We start from the raw sequence: 18,966 nt of genomic DNA, 5'->3' as shown, positions 1-18,966 counted from the left end.
GAGAACCGCCATGGCCACCATCCCCATTACCAAGCGCGGCGCTGAGAAGCTCAAGGTCGAGCTGCAGCGCCTGAAAACCAAGGATCGCCCCGAGGTGATCAACGCCATTGCCGAAGCCCGCGCCCAGGGCGACCTGAGCGAGAACGCCGAATACGACGCGGCCAAGGATCGCCAGGGCTTCATCGAGGGCCGCATTGCCGAGATCGAGGGCAAGCTTGCCGCCGCGCAGATCATCGACCCGGCGCAACTCGACGCCGGCGGGCGCGTGGTGTTCGGCGCCACCGTCGAGCTGGCCGACGAGGACACGGGCGACGAGGTCAAGTACCAGATCGTCGGCGAGGACGAGGCCGACCTGAAGCTTGGCCTGATCAACGTCGGCAGCCCGATTGCGCGCGCGCTGATCGGCAAGGAGGAGGGCGATACCGCCGAGGTGCAGGCACCGGGCGGCGTGCGCAGCTACGAAATCGTCGCGGTGCACTACCTCTGATGGCCGCCAACCCCATGTTCGCTGCGCTGGGCCAGCGCTTGCCGCTGCTGGCGGCCGCGCTGTGGTGGGGCAGCCTGTCGGTGATCGGCTTCATGGCCGTGCCGCTGCTGTTCGCCAACCTGCCCACGCGCATGCAGGCGGGCAACATGGCGGCGCACCTGTTTGCCGCGCAGACCTATGTGTCGATGGCCTGTTGCCTGTGCCTGCTGATCTGCGCCAAGTCGCGCCATGCCGCGCGGGAGTACGACTGGGCGCGCGACGCGCTGGTCTTCGTCATTGCCGGGCTGTTGCTGGCGCTTTTGATCCAGTACGGCGTGGCACCGCGCATCGTGGCGCGGCAGAACCTGAAACTGTGGCACCCGGCCGGCAGCCTGATGTATGCGCTGCAGTGGCTGTGCGCGCTGGCCACGCTGTGGCGGCTGGGCCGGCGCTGAGGCGCGTGGGTGCAGCGCAACCCGCGCCCGGATGTCATTCCATTTCTACATCAACAGATTACTTTGTCGGCTTCGCTTGCCGTGCTACAGCACTGTCTGCGCTTCACCTTCGCGTACTCGATCGATATAGAAATATGGAATCACTCGCGCCAGTGCTCGGCCACCCAGGTGGCGGGCTCGATGTGGCGAAAGCGCCGGTTGCGCCGCCCGGCCAGTGCGTCGGGCGGGTTGCACTCGCCGTGAAAGATCACGATGCGCGCGTCCTGCGGCACGAACGGCGGCTTCCAGTAGTTCGTCGGCCAGCGCGGAATGCAGTGGTATTTGAAGCTCGGACACCAGGCGGCAGGCCAGTATTTGAGCTTTCCCTGCTTGTGCAGAACGTCCGACAGATAGGCCTGCTCGTTGCGGAACTGGCGGCGGATCTCCTCGAAATGCGTGCGAAAGTAGTCCAGCACGTCCGGGTGGGCGCCGATCTCGAAGCGGTAGACCGACGAATTGCCGGTGACGCGCCAGGGGCGCTTGTGGTCGTGGATGATCAGGAATTCACCCGGGCAGGTGAAGAAATCGTCCAGCGGCCCGGTGATGACCACGTCCACGTCCAGGAACAGCGCCACGCCCTTGAGGCCATGCAGGTCGGCGCTGAAGGTGGTCAGCTTGTTCCAGCCGCGCTCGGGAATGCCTGGCGGCAGGTTCAAGGGCGGAATCGGCAGGCAGCGCACCTCGGGCCGGATGCCGCTGGCGTCGTCGGTCAGGCAGACGAAGGTGAAGTCGCCGCTCAGGTGGCGGCGCACCATGGCGTAGAGGCGGTTGACGTACTCGGGGCCGTACTTCGTGCCCCACTTCATGCACAGGATGTGGCGCTCGCCCTGGGCGACGGCGGGCGTGCCCATCAGTCGGCCTGGCGCTTCTTGACCGACTTCTGCTTGGGCTTGGCGCGCTTGACCTGGCCGCCGGCCGTCAGGCGCTGGTTGCCCAGCACACGCAGCTGCTTGACCTCGGGCTTCTGGCCGGGGCGGCCGAACTTGAGCACCTTGACGTCGCGCGGGCCGGGCTTGCGGTCTTCGTCCAGCGTTTTTTCCTTGGCTGGCAGTGGCCGCCACAGCACCAGCAGCTTGCCGATGTGCTGGATGGGCGCGGCGCTCAGGCTGTCGCACAATTGCTCCAGCATGGCCTGGCGGGCGTCACGATCGTCGCCGTGTACGCGCACCTTGATCAGGCCGTGGGCGTTGAGCGCGGCGTCGACTTCCTTGACGACGGCCTCGGTCAGGCCGTCGCCGCCAATCATCACCACCGGTGCCAGGTGGTGGGCATCGGCACGGTGTTCGCGGCGCTGGGCCGGGGTCAATTCAATTTGAGGCATGGCGCGTATTATCCCGTGAGGATGCAAGCAGCATGAAAGTAAATTCCAAGAGCAAGAAGGTCAACAAGACTTGGCTGAACCAGCATGTCAACGACCCCTACGTCAAACTGGCGCAGAAAGAGGGCTACCGCTCGCGCGCGGCATACAAGCTGCAGGAGATCGATGAACAGCTGCACCTGGTGCGCCCGGGCAGCACCGTGGTCGACCTGGGCAGCGCGCCGGGTGCCTGGAGCCAGTACCTGCGCCGGCGCCTTTCGCCCCAGGGTGCGGCCGCGGGTGCGCTGGACGGTACGCTGATTGCGCTGGACATCCTGCCGATGGAGCCCATCGAGGGTGTGCAGTTTCTGCAGGGGGATTTCCGCGAGGACGAGGTGCTCGCGCAGCTGCAGCAGATCGTCGGCGGGCGGGCGGTGGATCTGGTCGTCTCCGACATGGCGCCCAATCTGTCGGGCATTGCGTCCACCGACGCGGTTCGCATTGCCCATCTGATCGAGCTGGCAGTGGATTTTGCGATCCACCACCTGACGCCCGACGGGGCGCTGGTGGTCAAGCTGTTTCACGGCAGCGGCTACGACGCGCTGGTGGCGCTTTTCCGTCAGCATTTCCGCCAGGTCAAGACCTTCAAGCCCAAGGCTTCGCGCGACAAGTCAGCCGAAACCTTTCTTGTCGGGCTGGGCGTGCGTCCGCCGCCGGCCTGACGAACGTTACCTCTGGTTATTCCATGGCCGGCGCTGGGGCAAGCGCCCCGGCGCGGCAGCTTGAAAAGCCTAAAATAGCCCCCAACTGCGCGCTACTGGCCCACACCCGTTGGCCGGCCGCATCTGCCCTTTGAGAGTCTGGAGTCCCGCTTGAACAATCAGTGGTTTTCAAAAATCGCCGTCTGGCTGGTCATCGCCATGGTGCTGTTTACGGTGTTCAAACAGTTTGACACCCGCCCGGGCATGGGCGCCGGCACGGTCGGCTATTCCGAGTTCCTGGACGAGGTGCACAGCGGGCGCATTCGCAACGCCACCATTCAGGAAGGGCCTGGCGGCACCGAGATCATCGCCACGACCAATGATGACCGGCGCATCCGCACGACGGCCACCTACCTTGACCGCGGGCTGGTGGGCGACCTGATCAACAACAACGTCAAGTTCGACGTCAAGCCGCGCGAAGAGGGTTCGCTGCTGATGACGCTTCTGGTCAGCTGGGGCCCGATGCTGCTGCTCATCGGCGTGTGGGTCTATTTCATGCGCCAGATGCAGGGCGGTGGCAAGGGCGGTGCGTTCAGCTTCGGCAAGTCCAAGGCGCGCATGCTCGACGAGAACAACAACACCATCACCTTTGCCGACGTGGCAGGCTGCGACGAGGCCAAGGAAGAGGTCAAGGAGGTCGTCGACTTCCTGAAGGATCCGCAGAAATTCCAGAAGCTGGGCGGGCGCATTCCGCGCGGCCTGCTCTTGGTCGGCCCTCCGGGCACCGGCAAGACGCTGCTGGCCAAGTCGATTGCCGGCGAAGCCAAGGTACCGTTCTTCAGCATCTCGGGCTCCGACTTCGTCGAGATGTTCGTCGGCGTGGGCGCGGCGCGCGTGCGCGACATGTTCGAGAACGCCAAGAAGAACGCCCCCTGCATCATCTTCATCGACGAGATCGACGCCGTCGGCCGCCAGCGTGGCGCGGGTCTTGGCGGCGGCAACGACGAGCGCGAGCAGACACTCAACCAGATGCTGGTCGAGATGGACGGCTTCGAGACCAATATGGGCGTGATCGTGGTTGCTGCGACCAACCGCCCCGACATCCTGGACGCTGCGCTCCTGCGCCCCGGACGCTTCGATCGCCAGGTCTACGTGACGCTGCCCGACATCCGCGGGCGCGAGCAGATCCTGGGCGTGCACATGCGCAAAATTCCCGTGGGCCAGGACGTCAATCCCAGCATCATCGCCCGTGGCACACCCGGCATGAGCGGCGCAGATCTTGCCAACCTGTGCAACGAGGCGGCGCTGATGGCCGCACGGCGCAACGCGCGCGTGGTCGAGATGCAGGACTTCGAGAAGGCCAAGGACAAGATCATCATGGGCCCGGAGCGCAAGTCCATGGTCATGCCCGAGGAAGAGCGGCGCAACACCGCCTACCACGAGGCCGGCCACGCGCTGATTGGCAAGCTTTTACCGAAGTGCGACCCGGTGCACAAGGTCACCATCATCCCACGTGGGCGCGCCCTGGGCGTGACCATGAGCCTGCCCGAGAAGGATCGCTTCTCCTACGACAAGGAGTACATGCTCAACCAGATCGCGATGCTGTTCGGCGGGCGTATTGCCGAGGAAGTCTTCATGCACCAGATGACGACCGGCGCGAGCAATGACTTCGAGCGTGCGACCAACCTGGCGCGCGACATGGTGATGAAGTACGGCATGAGCGAGGCGCTCGGTCCGATGGTCTACGCCGAGAACGAGGGCGAGGTGTTCCTGGGCCGCTCGGTGACCAAGACGACCAATATTTCGGAGGAGACCATGCAAAAGGTCGACGCCGAGGTGCGCCGCATCATCGACGAGCAATACGCGCTGGCGCGTGGGCTCATCGAGGACAACCAGGACAAGATGCATGCCATGGCCAAGGCCATGCTCGACTGGGAGACCATCGACTTCGATCAGATCAACGACATCATGGCTGGCAAGCCGCCGCGCCCGCCCAAGGACTGGACGCCGCGCAACCCGCCGCCGTCCAGCGACGATGGCTCGGGCGGCACGCCCGCGGTCAAGACCGATCCCGACCCGGCGCCCAGCGCTGCCTGATGGCTGCCTGAACCCCAACCAGGCCTGACGGGGCGCTCCTTGCGAGCGCCCCGTTTCTCATTCAACGCGCAGCCGCCCATGTTCTGGCAGACCACCCGCTCTCAAATCGACCTGTCGCGCCCGCGCGTGATGGGCATCGTCAACGTCACCCCCGACTCGTTCTCCGACGGCGGCGCGCACGCCAGCACCACCGATGCGCTGCGCCACTGCGAACGACTGCTCAAGGAGGGCGCCGACATCCTGGACGTTGGCGGCGAGTCCACGCGCCCGGGCAGTCCGCCGCTGCCGCTGGAGATCGAGCTGTCGCGCGTGCTGCCGGTGCTGCGCCATGCGGTGACGCTGGGCGTTCCAGTGTCGATCGACACCTACAAGGGCGCGGTGATGCAGCAGGCGCTGGATCTGGGCGTGGACGTCGTCAACGACATCTGGGCGCTGCGCCAGCCGGGCGCGGCCGAGGCGGTGGCGGCGCACCCGGGCTGCGGCGTGTGCCTGATGCACATGCACCGCGACCCGCAGACCATGCAGGCCGCACCGATGGAGGGCGACGCGCTGCCCCAGGTGCGTGACTTTCTGCATGCGCGCGTGCAGGCCCTGCAGGCGCAGGGCGTGGCGCGCGAGCGGCTGGTGGTCGACCCGGGCATTGGCTTTGGCAAGACCGTGGCGCAGAACTTTGCGCTGCTGGCGCGCCAGCGCGAGCTGCTGGCGCTGGGCCTGCCGCTGCTGGCGGGCTGGTCGCGCAAGTCGTCGCTGGGTGCGGTCACCAGGCTGGCGGCGCCCGACCGCCAGGCGCCCAGCGTGGCGGCGGCGCTGATGGCGGTCGAGCGCGGTGCGCGCATCGTGCGCGTGCACGATGTGGCTGCCACGGTGGCCGCGCTAGCGGTCTGGCAGGCCGTCGACGAACAACAACCACGAGAGGAAATCCCTTCATGACACGCAGCTACTTTGGCACCGACGGCATTCGCGGCACCGTGGGCCAGCCGCCGATCACCCCCGACTTCGTCCTGCGCCTGGGCCATGCCGTGGGCCAGGTGCTGCGCAGCGCGGAAGCGCGCCCGACGGTGCTGATCGGCAAGGACACGCGCATCTCGGGCTACATGCTGGAGTCGGCACTGGAGTCGGGACTGAACTCCGCCGGCGTCGACGTGGTGCTGCTCGGCCCGCTGCCCACGCCGGGCGTGGCCTACCTCACCCGCGCGCTGCGCGCCAGCCTGGGCGTGGTGATCTCGGCCAGCCACAACCCGTTTGCCGACAACGGCATCAAGTTCTTCAGCGCCCAGGGAACCAAGCTGCCCGACGCCTGGGAGCAGGCGGTGGAGCGTGCTCTCGAAGCGCCGCCAGCGTGGGCCGACAGCGCGTCGCTGGGCAAGGCGCGCCGCCTGGACGACGCGGACGGGCGCTACATCGAGTTCTGCAAGAGCACGTTTGCGCACGACCTGACGCTCAAGGGCCTGAAGATCGTCGTCGACGCGGCGCACGGCGCGGCCTACCACATCGCGCCCAAGGTGTTCCACGAGCTGGGCGCCGACGTGATCGCGATCGGCTGTGCGCCCGACGGGCTGAACATCAACCATGAAGTGGGCGCCACCCACCCCGACGCGCTGGTGCGCGCAGTGCGCGCCAACCATGCCGACTACGGCATTGCGCTGGACGGCGATGCCGACCGGCTGCAGTTGGTCGACGGCAGCGGCCGCCTGTACAACGGCGACGAACTGCTGTACCTGATGGCGCTCGAGCGCCTGGAGCGCGGCGAGGCCGTGCCCGGCGTGGTCGGCACGCTGATGACCAACATGGCCGTCGAGCAGGCGCTGGCGCAGCGCGGCGTGGCCATGGTGCGCGCCAAGGTGGGCGACCGCTATGTGCTGGAGGAACTGACCCGCCATGGCTGGCTGCTGGGCGGCGAGGGTTCGGGCCATCTGCTGGCGCTGGACAGGCACACGACGGGCGACGGCCTGATCAGCGCGCTGCAGGTGCTGCAGGCCTGCGTGCGCAGTGGCCGCAGCGTCGACGCATTGTTGCAGGGCCTGGCGCTGTTTCCCCAGGTGCTGGTCAACGTGCGCCTGCAGCCGGGCCGGGACTGGCAGGCCAACGCCCGCCTGCAGCAGGAAACTGACGCGGTGCAGCGCGAACTGGGGCAGGACGGGCGCGTGCTGATTCGCGCCAGCGGTACCGAGCCGCTGCTGCGCGTGATGGTCGAGGCGCGCACGCAACAGCAGGCCAATGCCTGCGCAACGCGCTTGGCCGAGGCTGCCCGGGCCGCCTGATTCCATTTCCATATCAACCGATTACTTTGTCGGCTTCGCTTGTCGTGCTACAGCACTGTCTGCGCTTCACCTTCGCGTACTCGATCGATATAGAAATGGAATGAGAGGATGCGCGCCGCGGGCGCCGTCAGGCGGCGTGCTGCAGCAAAAACGCCTGGATCACATCGGCTGGCTGCGCGGCGCTGAACAGATAGCCCTGCACCTCGCAGCAGCCTTGCTCGCGCAGGTAGTCCAGCTGGGCCTGGCTTTCCACGCCTTCGGCCGTCGTGCGGATGCCCAGCGCCTGCGCCATGCGGATGATGGCGCTGACCAGGGCGCGGTCGTTGCCGTCGTTGTCCAGGTCGCGCACGAAGGACTGGTCGATCTTGAGCTTGTAGATCTGGAAGCGCTTGAGTTGGTTGAGCGACGAGTAGCCGGTGCCGAAGTCGTCCACCGACATGCGTACGCCCTGGGCGTGCAACTGGCGCATCGTGGCCACCGCCTGGTGCGGGTTGTCGATGGCCACGCCCTCGGTCAACTCCAGCTCCAGCATGTCGGGCGCGATGCGGCACTCCTGCAGCAGCTGCTCGATCAGCTGGGGAAAGCGCGGCTGGCGAAATTGCAGCGCCGACAGGTTGACCGCCACGCGCAGCCAGGTCAGGCCCAGATCGTGCCAGCGGCGCAGCTGCGCCAGCGCGCTGCGGATCACCCACTCGCCGATCGACAGGATCTGGCCGCTGTTCTCGGCGATCGGAATGAACTCGGACGGCGTGATGTCGCCCAGCTGCGGATGGTGCCAGCGCAGCAGCGCCTCCACGCAGCTGACCTTGCCGTTGTCCAGTGTGATCTGTGGCTGGTAGTGCAGCGACAGCTGGCCGCGCTCCAGCGCCTTGCGCAGCGCGCTCTCCAGCTGCAGCGCGCGCGAGGCCTGGCGCTGCATCTGCGGCGTGAAGGTGCGAAAGTCGTCGCGCCCGGTGGCCTTGGCGTGGTACATCGCGGTGTCGGCGCACTGCAGCAGCGCGGCAAAGTCGCTGCCGTGCTGCGGGTACAGCGCAATGCCCATCGACAGCGCGACGTTGAGCTCGTTGCGGTCGATCGAAAACGGCTGGCGCAGCATGTGCTGCACCTTCTCGGCCACGCGCGCCGCGCCCTGCTCGCTGGCACCGGGCAGCAGCAGCACGAACTCGTCGCCGCCCAGGCGCGCGACGGTGTCGTAGCCGCGCACCGTCTGGCGCAGCCTGCGGGCAATCTCGACGAGCAGCGCGTCGCCGGTGGCGTGGCCCAGCGAGTCGTTGATGTGCTTGAAGTTGTCCAGGTCGAGGAACATCACTGCAACCGATCCGCCGCCGGCAGCGGCGCGCGCAATTGCTTCGTGGCTGCGCTCGGCCAGCAGCGTGCGGTTGGGCAACTGCGTCAGCGCGTCGTAGTGCGCCAGGTGATAGATGTGTTCCCGATCCTGCTGGCGGTTGCGGATCTGGTGCTGCAGGCTTTGCACGGTCTGGTTCAGCTCGTGCGTGCGCTCGTCGAACTGCTGCTGCAGCCGCGCGTGCAGCTGGCGCAGCTGTGCCTGGCTCTGGTGCTGCCCGGTCACGTCGACGATGATCCAGATGCTCCCCAGTGACGGGTCGCCCGCGTCCAGCGCCTTGCTGCGCACCAGGCACACCAGCGTGCGCCCGTCCTTGGCGCGCAGCTTCAGCCGGCCCTCGAAGCTGCCGCCCTGTTGCAGGACGGGGTAGCACTGGCGCCCGGCCTGCTGCCAGTGGCGGTCGCTGGGAAACCAGGCGCGCGAGCTGGCGCCCAGCAATTCGCCCTGGCCGTAGCCCAGCATGTCCTCGAAATGACGGTTGCAGCGCGTCAGCCGGTGGTTGCGCAGAAACACGATGCCGGCCAGCGCGTGCTCGAACAACAGCTGGTTCTCGCGCTCGAAGGTCGCGAGCATGGCACGCACGCGCTGCTGGTCGTCGATGTCGTCCACGGTCCAGACCGAGCCCTCGCGGCTGTCCTGGGTGTTGACCAGCCGCCCCGTCAGATGCGCCCAGAACAGCGCGCCGTCGCTGCGCCGCATCTGGTGCTCGCCGCGCCAGCTCTGGCCCTTGAGCAGCAACGGCAGGGCGTCGCGCACCAGCGCGTGGAAGACCTCGCGGTTGGGATGCAGCAGCTGGCTGCTGCGGCCAATGGCGTCGGCGCTGCTGCCGAGCTGGAAGATATCTGCCAGGCGCTGGTTGCAGCGCACGATGGAGCGCTGGCGGATGAAGACAATGCCGACGGCCGCGCTGTCGAGCAGGCTTTGCTGCTCGCGCAGTGCGCGTTGCAGGTCGTCGCTGGCGCAAGGGGAGGCAGGGAGGGGAAAGGTCGGAAGGGCTGCGGAGGTCTCTGGCATACAACGCGTGCCCGTTTTGGGGCCGCGAGAATATAACAATTTGTGTGAGTGGTTACCATGCCGTTTCTACCAATGGCGCCGTGTAATGCTCCGGATTTGGTAGCAACCGCTGGTGCGCTCAGCCTAGTACCCTGTCGGACTTGGAGCGCCGAAAGCGAAAATCGGCCCCAGCGAGGCCAGTTTTTGCCGGATTTGCAGCCCAATAGTCAAGCTATTGGGCAAAAAGACGGTGTTCTCGAAGAGCGGCGTAGCCAAAAATGGGCCGTTGCGGTCGATTTGCAGCCGGCGATTTCCAAGTCCGACAGGCTCCTAGAACCGTTTCTAGGCTCAGCCGCCCTGTGCCGGTGCCGGCCGGTGGCGCTGCCAGCGCGGCACGGCCCACAGCAGGGCGGTGAAAACGCCGGCCACGATGTACAGCGCCAGCGCACTGGCCACCCAGAACGGAGTGGGCGCGTGCCAGGCGTTCCACGGCCCCAGGCCGCGGTAGGCCAGCGCGTAGCCGCCGGCCAGGCCCGCGCCCCACAGCAGCACGCTGTAGATGGCCAGCGGCGCCAGCGTCACGTGGTAGCTGCGCAGCACGAAGATGCACAGCGTCTGCACCGCGTCGGCCACGTGGTAGAGCGCCACCCAGGCCAGCAAGGTGGCGGCCAGCTGCACCACGGCGCGGTCGCTGGTGTAGAGCGACGCGGCAGGCACGCGCAGCAGCGCCAGCAGCGCTGCCATGGCCAGCGCCAGCGCCAGGGCCAGGCGCAACCCCTGCCAGGCCACGCGCGCAGCGTGCTCGGGCTCGCCCGCGCCGCGCCAGAAGCTCACGCGGGCGCTGACCGCAATGGCCAGCGACAGCGGCACCATGTACAGCACGGCGGCCAGGTTGGCGGCAATCTGGTGCGCCGACGAGGCCAACGCACCCTGGCGTGCGATGAACAGCGCCATCAGCGTGAACGAGGTGACTTCCACCAGGATCGACAGCCCGGCGGGCAGGCCCAGGCGCAGCAGCCGGGCCAACTGCTCGACGTCCGGGCGCTCGGGCAGGCGCCACAGCTGCAGCGGCGCGTACATCGGGTGGCGCCGCAGCATCGCCAGGCCCAGTGCCAGCAGCGTGTAGTTGACCGCCAGCGTCGCCCAGGCGCAGCCGGCGGCGCCCTGGGGCGCCAGGCCCGCGCCGCCAAAGGTGAACCAGATGGACAGCGGCACCTTGACGAAGAGGGCCGCCACCTGCAGCCAGGTGACCAGCTGCGGGTAGCCCAGCGCCTGGCTCAGCGTGCTGTAGATGCGAAACAGCAGCGCTGGCGCCAGCGCCCAGGCCAGGATGGCCAGGTAGCTGCGCACCTCGCCCTGGATGGCGTCGGGCACTTCGGTCCAGCGCAGGATGAGGCCCGGCGACAGCAGCACCGCCATGCCCAGCAGCGTGGCGGCGCTGGCCAGGTACAGCGACTGGCGCACGCTGGCGCCCATGGCCGCACCGGCGCGCGCGCCGTGCTGCTCGGCCCAGATGGGCAGCAGCGCCTGCAGCACGCCCATCAGTGCCACGTAGACGCTGACGAAGACTGCCGAGCCGATGGACAGCGCGGCCAGCGTCTCCTGTGCATGGCGCGCAGCGACCATGGTGTCGGCCACGCCAAAGGCCATCACGGCCAGCTGGCCCGCCAGCACGGTCACAGCGTGGCGGGCGATGAGCAGGCTCTCGCGCATCAGCGGGTGTGGGCGTCTTGCGGGTCGAGCGCCCATGCGCGGCGCAGCACCAGCAGCAGGTCGTCGCGCGCGGTGGGCCGCGGCACGCTGGCCACCAGCTCCCACTGCGGCGCGGGCAGCGCCTGCGTCACGCGCGGGTGGGCGTCGCCGTCGGCAATCACCCACTGGCAGGTGCCGGCGTCCAGTGGCGTGGCCATGCGCATGTTGCCGTGGTAGACGAGCGCGGCGGTCTGCGCCAGGCTCAGGCCGTAGCCGATCACGCAGTCACCGGTGGCGGCCATGGCCGCGCCACCGCCTTGTGGCGGTGTGGCTGGCGTTGGCGGCGCGGCCTGCGCCATGGCCTGGCGCACGGCGGCGATCTGCGGCACGAAGCTGCGTCCGTAGTCCAGCAGCGGCAGCCACAGCGTCATCATCAGCAGCCAGGCCAGCGTGGTGCCGCCGGCGGGCAGCACCAGGCTCTTCCACAGCACGGTGCGCTGGCGCACCGCACGCCAGCGCACCAGCGCGCACCAGGCAACGGTGGCCGCCAGCGCCACCAGCAGTGGCAGCAGCGCGAAGTGGTTGACGTAGCCGGGCGCCAGCCGCGCCACGTTGGCGGCCGGCTTGGCTGGAAAGCCGGTCTGCACGGCCAGCCAGACGACCCAGATGGCAATGGCCGAGATGCTGAAGAACAGCAGCGTGAACCAGTCGATCAGCGAGGCGATGCCGCGGCGCAGCGTGGGCAGCGCAAAGGCCGCGAGCGTGGCCATGGCTGGCAGGCTCAGCAGCAGCGCCCGATCGGCCGGCCAGGTGGTCAGCGTTGCGCCGATGGCCACGCCCGCAAACCACAGCGGCAGCAGCAGGTGGCGGTGCCATTGGCGGCTGGCGATCTGCCGGCGCCAGCGCCAGACGGTCCACAGCGCCAGCGGCCAGACCGGCCACAGATACCAGGTGAACAGGCGCGCCAGGCTTTGCCAGGACTTGGCGTCCTGCCAGCCGATGATGCGCCAGCCCCATAAATCAAGCGCCTGCGCCAGCAGCGCGCAGGCTGCAACCACGGCCAGCAGCCAGCCGCTGGCCTGTGCGCGCCGGGGCAGCGTTGCGCCGGCGCTGCTGAACCAGACCAGCACGGCGCTGCCCAGGCCCAGCAGCATGGCCAGCGCCGGCGCGCCGCTGAGCACCAGGCCGGCAAGGCCCGCGGCGGCAGCGGCCATGGGCCACATCAGGCGCCAGGGCATGGCCGCCGCCGCGGCAAAAAGAAAGCTGGTGCACGCTAGTTGCACCAGGTGGCTGGTCGTCTCATGCGACGGCTGCGCCAGGCCCAGGCAGGCGACCAGCGCCAGCAGCGCCGCGTCGGCCAGCGTGCGGGCATAGTCGACGGGCCGCGCCTCGCCGCCGAAGGCAAAGGCCACGGGCTGGGCCAGGGGGCTGCGCGCCAGGTAGTAGGCGCCATACCAGGTGGCGGCCAGCGTCAGCGCCAGCAGAGCCGCAAACGGCAGGCGCGCCGCCAGCTCGATGCCCAGCAGGCTGTCGAACGCCTGCATGGACCAGGCGCCGAGCCAGTAGGGCAGCAGTCCCTCTGTGTCGGGCGGGCGGCTGGCCAGCAGCGGCGCCATCCAATCGGTGTGGCCGAGCGCAAGCTCGCGCATGATGCCGAACGCCGCCATATCGGTGCTGCGCCAGGGCGCGCGCCCGACGAAGCCCGGCACCACATAGGCCAGGCACAACAACAGCAGTGCCCAACGCGGCAGGCGCTGCACGGCGTTCTGGGCGACGATGGCGGGGCTGGGCTGATTCATTGCAGGGCAGTAAAAAGGGCAGCGCGGCGAACCGGGCTGCCCTGGTGGCGCTGGCGGGTCGTCACCGCCAGGCGTCTTGCGTCGCTCGCGGGGATCAGCGCTTGCCGAAACGGTTGCGGAACTTCTCGACGCGGCCGCCCATGTTGTCCACCGACTTTTGCGTGCCGGTGTAGAAGGGGTGCGACTCGCTGGAGGTGTCGAGCTTGTACAGCGGGTAGTCCTTGCCTTCGAAGGTGTCGGTTTCCTTGGTGTTCACGCAGGAACGGGTCACGAACTTGAAGCCGTTGGACAGGTCGACGAACAGGACTTCGCGGTATGCGGGGTGGATGCCTTCTTTCATGGGTCTCTTCCAGTGTGAGCGGGAGCCGTGCCGGCCATGTGCAACCTTTTGCACATTGAAAAACGCAGCGTACTTTCCGCAAAAGCCCGCAATTATCGCATATCCGGTGCAGGCTGCAGCAGTTGCAGCATTTCGCGGCTCCAGGCGATCTCGCCTTGCTCGTACAGAATGCCCTTCTTCAGGATCATGTGCTGGATGGCTTGAGCACGGCTCAGGGGCTGGCCGCCCGGAAAGTCCTGCGCCTCGATCTGCCGGTAGTACGCCAGCTTGTCCAGGTGCAGCGCCAGGTGGCGCCGCAGCTCTGGGGCCAGATCCACCTCGCCGAGCACCGCGTCGGCGCGCAGCTTCAGCGTGAAGGCGTCGCGCAAGTCCATCGGCGCTACGGGTTCGGCGGCCCAGCGGGCCAGTTCCTGGCGCCCGGCCGGCTGCACACGGTAGTGTTTCTTGCGCGTCTTGCCCGCGTCGGGCGGCACGAACGATGTGATCCAGCCCGCAGCCTCCATGCGCGCCAGCTCGCGGTAGATCTGCTGGTGCGTGGCGTGCCAGAAATGGCCGATGGATTTGTCGAAACGTCGCGCCAGGTCGTAGCCCGAGGTGGATTTTTCGAGCAGCGAGGTGAGCACGGCGTGGGGCAGGGACATGGCGGGCAGTCTATGACGGGTAATCCATGGCTGCAACCCGTTGCATAAAAAAGCGAACAACCGTACATTTTTATGAAACTGGTTGCATAACAACGGCTGTTGCCAAGGACGTCGCATGACCACCTACCCCCACCTGCTGGCCCCGCTCGACCTGGGCTTTACCACCTTGAAAAACCGCGTGCTCATGGGCTCCATGCACGTGGGCCTGGAGGAGGCGCCGAACGGCTTCGAGCGCATGGCCGCCTTCTATGCCGAGCGCGCGCGCGGCGGCGTGGGCCTGATCGTGACCGGCGGCATCGCCCCCAACGCCGAGGGGCGGCCCATGCCCGGCGGCGCCGCCATGACGACGCAGGCCGAGGCCGACAAGCACAAGGTGGTGACCGAGGCGGTGCACGCGGCGGGCGGCAAGATCTGTATGCAGATCCTGCACTTCGGCCGCTATGCCTACCACCCCGAACTGGTGGCGCCCAGCAGCCTGAAGGCCCCCATCAGTCCCTTTCGCCCGCAGGCCCTGAGCGGCGCGCAGGTCGAGCAGACCATCGAGGACTACGCCAATGCCGCCGCGCTGGCGCAAAGCGCGGGCTACGACGGCGTGGAGATCATGGGTTCGGAGGGCTACCTGATCAACGAATTCATCGCCGCGCAGACCAACCGGCGCGACGACGAATGGGGCGGCAGCTACGCCAACCGCATCCGCTTCCCGCTGGAAATCGTTCGCCGCACGCGCGCACGCGTGGGGGCGAACTTCATCCTCATCTTCCGCCTCTCGATGCTCGACCTGGTCGAGGGCGGCTCGACGCAGGAAGAGGTGGTGCAGCTGGCGCAGGCGCTGGAGAAAGCCGGCGTCACCATCCTCAACACCGGCATCGGCTGGCACGAGGCGCGTATTCCAACAATAGCCACCAAGGTGCCGCGCGCTGCCTTTGCCTGGGTGACCGAGCAGCTCAAGGGCAAGGTCGGCATTCCACTGGTGGCCACCAACCGTATCAACACGCCCGAGGTGGCAGAGGAGGTGCTCGCCAGCGGCCAGGCCGACATGGTGAGCATGGCGCGCCCCTTCCTGGCCGACCCTAACTTTGTGAACAAGGCCGCAGCCGGGCGCGCGCAGGACATCAACACCTGCATCGCCTGCAACCAGGCCTGTCTGGATCACACCTTCGGCGGCAAGATCACCAGCTGCCTGGTGAATCCGCGCGCCTGCCACGAGACCCTCCTCGTGCCCCTGCCGCTGGCGAAGAAAGAGCGCGTCGCGGTGATCGGCGCAGGCCCGGCCGGCCTGGCCTTTGCCACCGAGGCGGCGGCGCGCGGGCTGGACGTGACGCTGTTCGATGCCGGCGCCGAGATCGGCGGCCAGTTCAACGTCGCCAAGCAGATTCCGGGCAAGGAGGAGTTCCATGAGACGCTGCGCTACTTCGGCGAGCGCCTGCGGCAGACGGGCGTGACCGTGAGGCTGGGCCAGCGCGCGGGCGCTGACGATCTGGTGCAAGCGGGCTTTCAGCAGGTCGTTTTGGCCACCGGCATCACCCCGCGCCGGCCCGAGATCGAGGGGATCGACCACCCCAAGGTACTGGGCTATCTCGACGTACTGCAGGGCAAGAAGCCCGTGGGCAAGACCGTGGCCGTGATCGGCGCCGGCGGCATCGGCTTTGACGTCTCGGAGTACCTGCTCCACGAGGGCACCAGCCCGAGTTTGGAGAAGCAGAAGTTTTTTGCCGAATGGGGCGTAGACACTACCGGCGGCGCGCGCGGCGGCCTGCAGCCCGCCCGCGTCGGCGCGGTGCCGCGCAAGATCTGGCTGCTGCAGCGCAAGGCCAGCAAGGTGGGCGACGGCCTGGGCAAGACCACCGGCTGGATCCACCGCACGGGCCTGAAGCACCGGGGCGTGGAGATGATTCCCGGCGTGCAGTACCGCAAGGTGGACGACGCGGGCCTGCACATCAGCGTGGACGGCAAGGAGCAGATCCTGCCGGTGGATCACGTCATCGTCTGCGCCGGGCAAGACTCCAACCGCGAACTGCAGGCCGCGCTGGAAGCGCAGGGCGTGCGCGTGCACCTCATCGGCGGCGCCGACAAGGCCGCCGAGCTGGACGCCAAGCGCGCCATCAAGCAGGGCACCGAACTGGCGCTGCGCATGGACTTCAACCCGGCCCCTGCCGCGGCCGCTGCTCCCCAGGCCGCGCACCAGGCCCCGGCAGCCGTGCAGCAGAGCCTCGAGGCCTGGCACGCCATGGTGGCCGCGGGCGACCTGGGCGAACTGCCCGCCATCCTGCACAAGAAGGCCGTGTTCCGTTCGCCCATGGCGCACACGCCATACCCCAGCGCGCAGGCGGTGCAACTCATCCTGGGCACGGTGCTGCAGGTGTTCGAGGACTTCTCCTACCACCGCCAGTACGTCAGCGAGGACGGCATGAGCGCCATCCTGGAATTCAGCGCCAAGGTGAATGGCAAGGAATTGAAGGGTATCGACCAGATCCGCTTCGACGAGGAGGGCAAGATCGTGGACTTCGAGGTGATGGTGCGTCCCCTGAGCGGCCTGCAGGCGCTGGGCGAGGAAATGGGCAAGCGCCTGGCGCCCTATCTGGCGATGATGAAGAGCGCCAAGGCCTGATGTGCCCGTTGGCTGCAAACACTTGAAAACGGAGTTGTGAATGACGATGCCGACCTTTGAAACCCTGAGCGTCACCCTGCAAGACCACATTGCCACCGTGCGCCTGAACCGCCCGGACAAGGCCAACGCCATGAACGCCGCCATGTGGCAGGAAATTCGCCGGGCCTTCGACTGGGTGGACGCCACGCCCGAGGCGCGTGTGGCCGTGCTGCAGGCCGAGGGCCGGTATTTCACCGCCGGCATCGACCTGCAGATGATGATGGACCTGCCGGCCCATGTCGCCGACGACTGCGCGGGCCGCCAGCGCGAAAAGCTGCGCCGCCTGATCCTGGACCTGCAGGACACGCTCACCAGCCTGGAGCGCTGCAGAAAGCCGGTGCTGGCCGCCATCCACGGCGGCTGCATCGGCGGCGGCATCGATCTGATTACCTGTGCCGACATGCGCTACGCCAGCAGCGACGCGAGCTTCACCATCAAGGAAATCGACATCGGCATGGTGGCCGACGTGGGCACGCTGCAGCGCCTGCCCAAGCTCGTCGGCTCTGGGATGGCGCGCGAGCTGGCCTACACCGGCCGCGTCTTTGGCGCCGAAGAGGCGCAGCAGATCGGCCTGGTCAACCGCGTGTTCCCCACGCGCGAGGCGCTGTACGAGGGCGTGCAGCAGATCGCCGCCAGCATCGCCGCCAAGTCGCCGCTGTCTATTCGCGGCACCAAGGAGATGCTCAACTACGCGCGCGACCACAGCGTGGCCGACAGCCTGAACTACATCGCCACCTGGAACGCCGCCATGCTGCAAAGCGAGGATTTGAAGGCTGCGATGCAGGCCGGCATGGCCAAACAGGCCCCGCAATTCAGGGATTGACGCCTCTCGGCCCCAATGCAAAACGCCCTGCAGATGCAGGGCGCTTTTCTGTCGGCTTCAGTGTTGCGGTTCAACCGCCGCGGCGCATGGCCTCGAAGAAATCGACGTTGCTCTTGGTCTCGCGCATCTTCTTGATCATCAGCTCCATCGACTCGATCTCGTCCATGTTGTACATGAACTGGCGCAGGATGCGGGTCTTCTGCAGGATCTCGGGCGCCAGCAGCAGCTCCTCGCGGCGCGTGCCGCTCTTGTTGAGCTCGATGGCCGGGAACACGCGCTTTTCGTACAGGCGGCGGTTCAGGTGCAGTTCGCTGTTGCCCGTGCCCTTGAATTCCTCAAAGATCACCTCGTCCATGCGGCTGCCGGTGTCGACCAGCGCAGTGGCGATGATGGTGAGCGAGCCGCCTTCCTCGACCTTGCGTGCCGCGCCAAAGAAGCGCTTGGGGCGCTGCAGCGCATTGGAGTCCACACCGCCCGACAGCACCTTGCCGCTGGACGGCACGACGTTGTTGTAGGCGCGCGCCAGGCGGGTGATCGAGTCGAGCAGGATCACCACGTCCTTCTTCAGCTCGACCAGGCGCTTGGCGCGCTCGATCACCATCTCGGCCACGTGCACGTGGCGCGCGGCGGGCTCGTCAAAGGTCGAGGCGATGATCTCGCCCTTGACCGAGCGCTGCATCTCGGTCACTTCTTCCGGACGCTCGTCGACGAGCAGCACCATCATGTGCACGTCGGGGTGGTTGGCGGTGATTGCGTGGGCGATGCTCTGCATCATCACCGTCTTGCCGCTCTTGGGCGGTGCGACGATCAGCGCGCGCTGGCCGCGGCCAATGGGGGCGATGATGTCGATGATGCGGCCGGTGATGTTCTCCTCGCCCTTGATGTCGCGCTCGAGCCGCATCTGCTCCTTGGGGAACAGCGGCGTGAGGTTCTCGAACATCACCTTGTGCTTGTTCTTCTCGGGCGCGTCGCCGTTGACCTTCTCCAGCTTGTTGAGGGCAAAGTAGCGCTCGCCGTCCTTGGGAATGCGCACCTCGCCCTCGATCATGTCGCCGGTGTGCAGGTTGAAGCGGCGCACCTGGCTGGGGCTGATGTAGATGTCGTCGGTGCTGGCGGTGTAGCTGCTGTCGGGGCTGCGCAGAAAGCCGAAGCCGTCGGGCAGGATTTCCAGCACGCCGTCGGCAAACACCTGTTCGCCGGCCTTGGCGCGTTTCTTGATGATGGCGAACATCAGCTCTTGCTTGCGCATGCGGCCGCCGTTTTCGATTTCCAGGGCCTCGGCCTGCTTGAGGACCTCGGACACGTGCAGTGCCTTGAGTTCGTTAAGGTGCATGAATGACTCCAGAAGCGGAGTGGTATGTCTTGGAATG

Annotated in this window: 16 protein-coding genes and 1 pseudogene; 9 read left to right on the top strand and 8 right to left on the bottom strand. The window is 67.3% G+C overall.

Annotation, left to right across the window (positions count from 1 at the left end):
- Window positions 1-10 precede the first annotated feature (10 nt).
- Together greA and ABD767_RS09955 are read left to right on the top strand one after the other, a co-directional pair.
- Window positions 11-487, top strand: coding sequence for a transcription elongation factor GreA (gene greA, locus ABD767_RS09960; protein WP_103046485.1), 477 nt, complete (start codon window positions 11-13; stop codon window positions 485-487).
- A 26-nt stretch (window positions 488-513) separates the two neighbouring features.
- Window positions 514-921, top strand: a complete 408-nt coding sequence (locus ABD767_RS09955) for a DUF4149 domain-containing protein (protein WP_103046489.1) — start codon at window positions 514-516, stop codon at window positions 919-921.
- A 140-nt stretch (window positions 922-1,061) separates the two neighbouring features.
- Here the strand turns inward: ABD767_RS09955 and ABD767_RS09950 are convergent, their stop codons facing one another.
- Both ABD767_RS09950 and yhbY read right to left on the bottom strand, forming a co-directional pair.
- Window positions 1,062-1,811: a glycosyltransferase gene (locus ABD767_RS09950; protein ID WP_103046545.1), complete on the bottom strand. Its 750-nt coding sequence runs from the start codon at window positions 1,809-1,811 to the stop codon at window positions 1,062-1,064.
- A complete protein-coding gene (gene yhbY / locus ABD767_RS09945; protein ID WP_103046544.1) occupies window positions 1,811-2,281 on the bottom strand; it encodes a ribosome assembly RNA-binding protein YhbY in 471 nt (156 codons plus the stop codon). Before yhbY ends, ABD767_RS09950 begins: the two co-directional genes overlap by 1 nt.
- 32 nt (window positions 2,282-2,313) lie before the next feature.
- Between yhbY and ABD767_RS09940 the strand changes: the two genes are divergently transcribed.
- The 4 genes from ABD767_RS09940 (at window position 2,314) to glmM (ending at window position 7,316) form a co-directional block, all read left to right on the top strand.
- Entirely contained in the window at window positions 2,314-2,979 is a 666-nt protein-coding gene (locus tag ABD767_RS09940) for an SAM-dependent methyltransferase (protein WP_103046543.1), read from the top strand.
- A 150-nt stretch (window positions 2,980-3,129) separates the two neighbouring features.
- Window positions 3,130-5,055 carry an ATP-dependent zinc metalloprotease FtsH gene (ftsH, locus tag ABD767_RS09935; RefSeq protein WP_103046542.1) on the top strand — a complete coding sequence of 642 codons (1,926 nt, stop codon included), beginning with the start codon at window positions 3,130-3,132 and terminating at the stop codon, window positions 5,053-5,055.
- A 78-nt stretch (window positions 5,056-5,133) separates the two neighbouring features.
- Window positions 5,134-5,985, top strand: coding sequence for a dihydropteroate synthase (gene folP / locus ABD767_RS09930; protein ID WP_103046541.1), 852 nt, complete (start codon window positions 5,134-5,136; stop codon window positions 5,983-5,985).
- Window positions 5,982-7,316, top strand: a complete 1,335-nt coding sequence (gene glmM / locus ABD767_RS09925; RefSeq protein WP_103046540.1) for a phosphoglucosamine mutase — start codon at window positions 5,982-5,984, stop codon at window positions 7,314-7,316. Before folP ends, glmM begins: the two co-directional genes overlap by 4 nt.
- Window positions 7,317-7,443: 127 nt before the next feature.
- On the opposite strand, the gene ABD767_RS09920 is transcribed toward glmM, so the two are convergent.
- The 5 genes from ABD767_RS09920 to ABD767_RS09900 form a co-directional block, all read right to left on the bottom strand.
- A complete protein-coding gene (locus ABD767_RS09920; protein ID WP_103045118.1) occupies window positions 7,444-9,675 on the bottom strand; it encodes an EAL domain-containing protein in 2,232 nt (743 codons plus the stop codon).
- A gap of 327 nt (window positions 9,676-10,002) precedes the next feature.
- The gene (locus ABD767_RS09915) at window positions 10,003-11,367 is read right to left on the bottom strand and encodes an MATE family efflux transporter (RefSeq protein ID WP_344869585.1); all 1,365 of its coding nucleotides are present in this window, start codon (window positions 11,365-11,367) and stop codon (window positions 10,003-10,005) included.
- Window positions 11,367-13,145, bottom strand: a complete 1,779-nt coding sequence (locus tag ABD767_RS09910) for a hypothetical protein (RefSeq protein ID WP_103045116.1) — start codon at window positions 13,143-13,145, stop codon at window positions 11,367-11,369. The genes ABD767_RS09915 and ABD767_RS09910 overlap by 1 nt, the downstream gene beginning before the upstream one ends.
- A 94-nt stretch (window positions 13,146-13,239) precedes the next feature.
- On the bottom strand, window positions 13,240-13,485 hold the full coding sequence (locus ABD767_RS09905; protein ID WP_103045115.1) for a type B 50S ribosomal protein L31: 246 nt from the start codon (window positions 13,483-13,485) through the stop codon (window positions 13,240-13,242).
- Window positions 13,486-13,577: 92 nt separating this feature from the next.
- Complete coding sequence (locus tag ABD767_RS09900) at window positions 13,578-14,126, bottom strand: helix-turn-helix transcriptional regulator (protein WP_103045114.1); 549 nt, start codon at window positions 14,124-14,126, stop codon at window positions 13,578-13,580.
- Between the two features lie 115 nt (window positions 14,127-14,241).
- Here ABD767_RS09900 and ABD767_RS09895 point away from each other — a divergent pair.
- The 3 genes and pseudogenes from ABD767_RS09895 to ABD767_RS09885 all read left to right on the top strand — a co-directional run.
- Window positions 14,242-16,251: pseudogene (locus ABD767_RS09895) on the top strand (oxidoreductase); the annotation flags it as partial.
- 6 nt (window positions 16,252-16,257) lie between these two features.
- Window positions 16,258-16,734, top strand: coding sequence for a nuclear transport factor 2 family protein (locus tag ABD767_RS09890; RefSeq protein ID WP_344869592.1), 477 nt, complete (start codon window positions 16,258-16,260; stop codon window positions 16,732-16,734).
- A gap of 40 nt (window positions 16,735-16,774) precedes the next feature.
- Entirely contained in the window at window positions 16,775-17,596 is an 822-nt protein-coding gene (locus ABD767_RS09885) for a crotonase/enoyl-CoA hydratase family protein (protein WP_344869583.1), read from the top strand.
- Window positions 17,597-17,666: 70 nt separating this feature from the next.
- Here ABD767_RS09885 and rho read toward each other — a convergent pair whose 3' ends face one another.
- Window positions 17,667-18,929 carry a transcription termination factor Rho gene (gene rho / locus ABD767_RS09880; RefSeq protein WP_103045111.1) on the bottom strand — a complete coding sequence of 421 codons (1,263 nt, stop codon included), beginning with the start codon at window positions 18,927-18,929 and terminating at the stop codon, window positions 17,667-17,669.
- Window positions 18,930-18,966: the final 37 nt, after the last annotated feature.

The organism is Comamonas faecalis, from assembly GCF_039538025.1.
Classification (GTDB): Bacteria; Pseudomonadota; Gammaproteobacteria; order Burkholderiales; family Burkholderiaceae_C; genus Comamonas_C; species Comamonas_C faecalis.
Note: the sequence above shows the minus strand (reverse complement) of the source record. Positions and strands in the feature narration are given on the sequence as shown.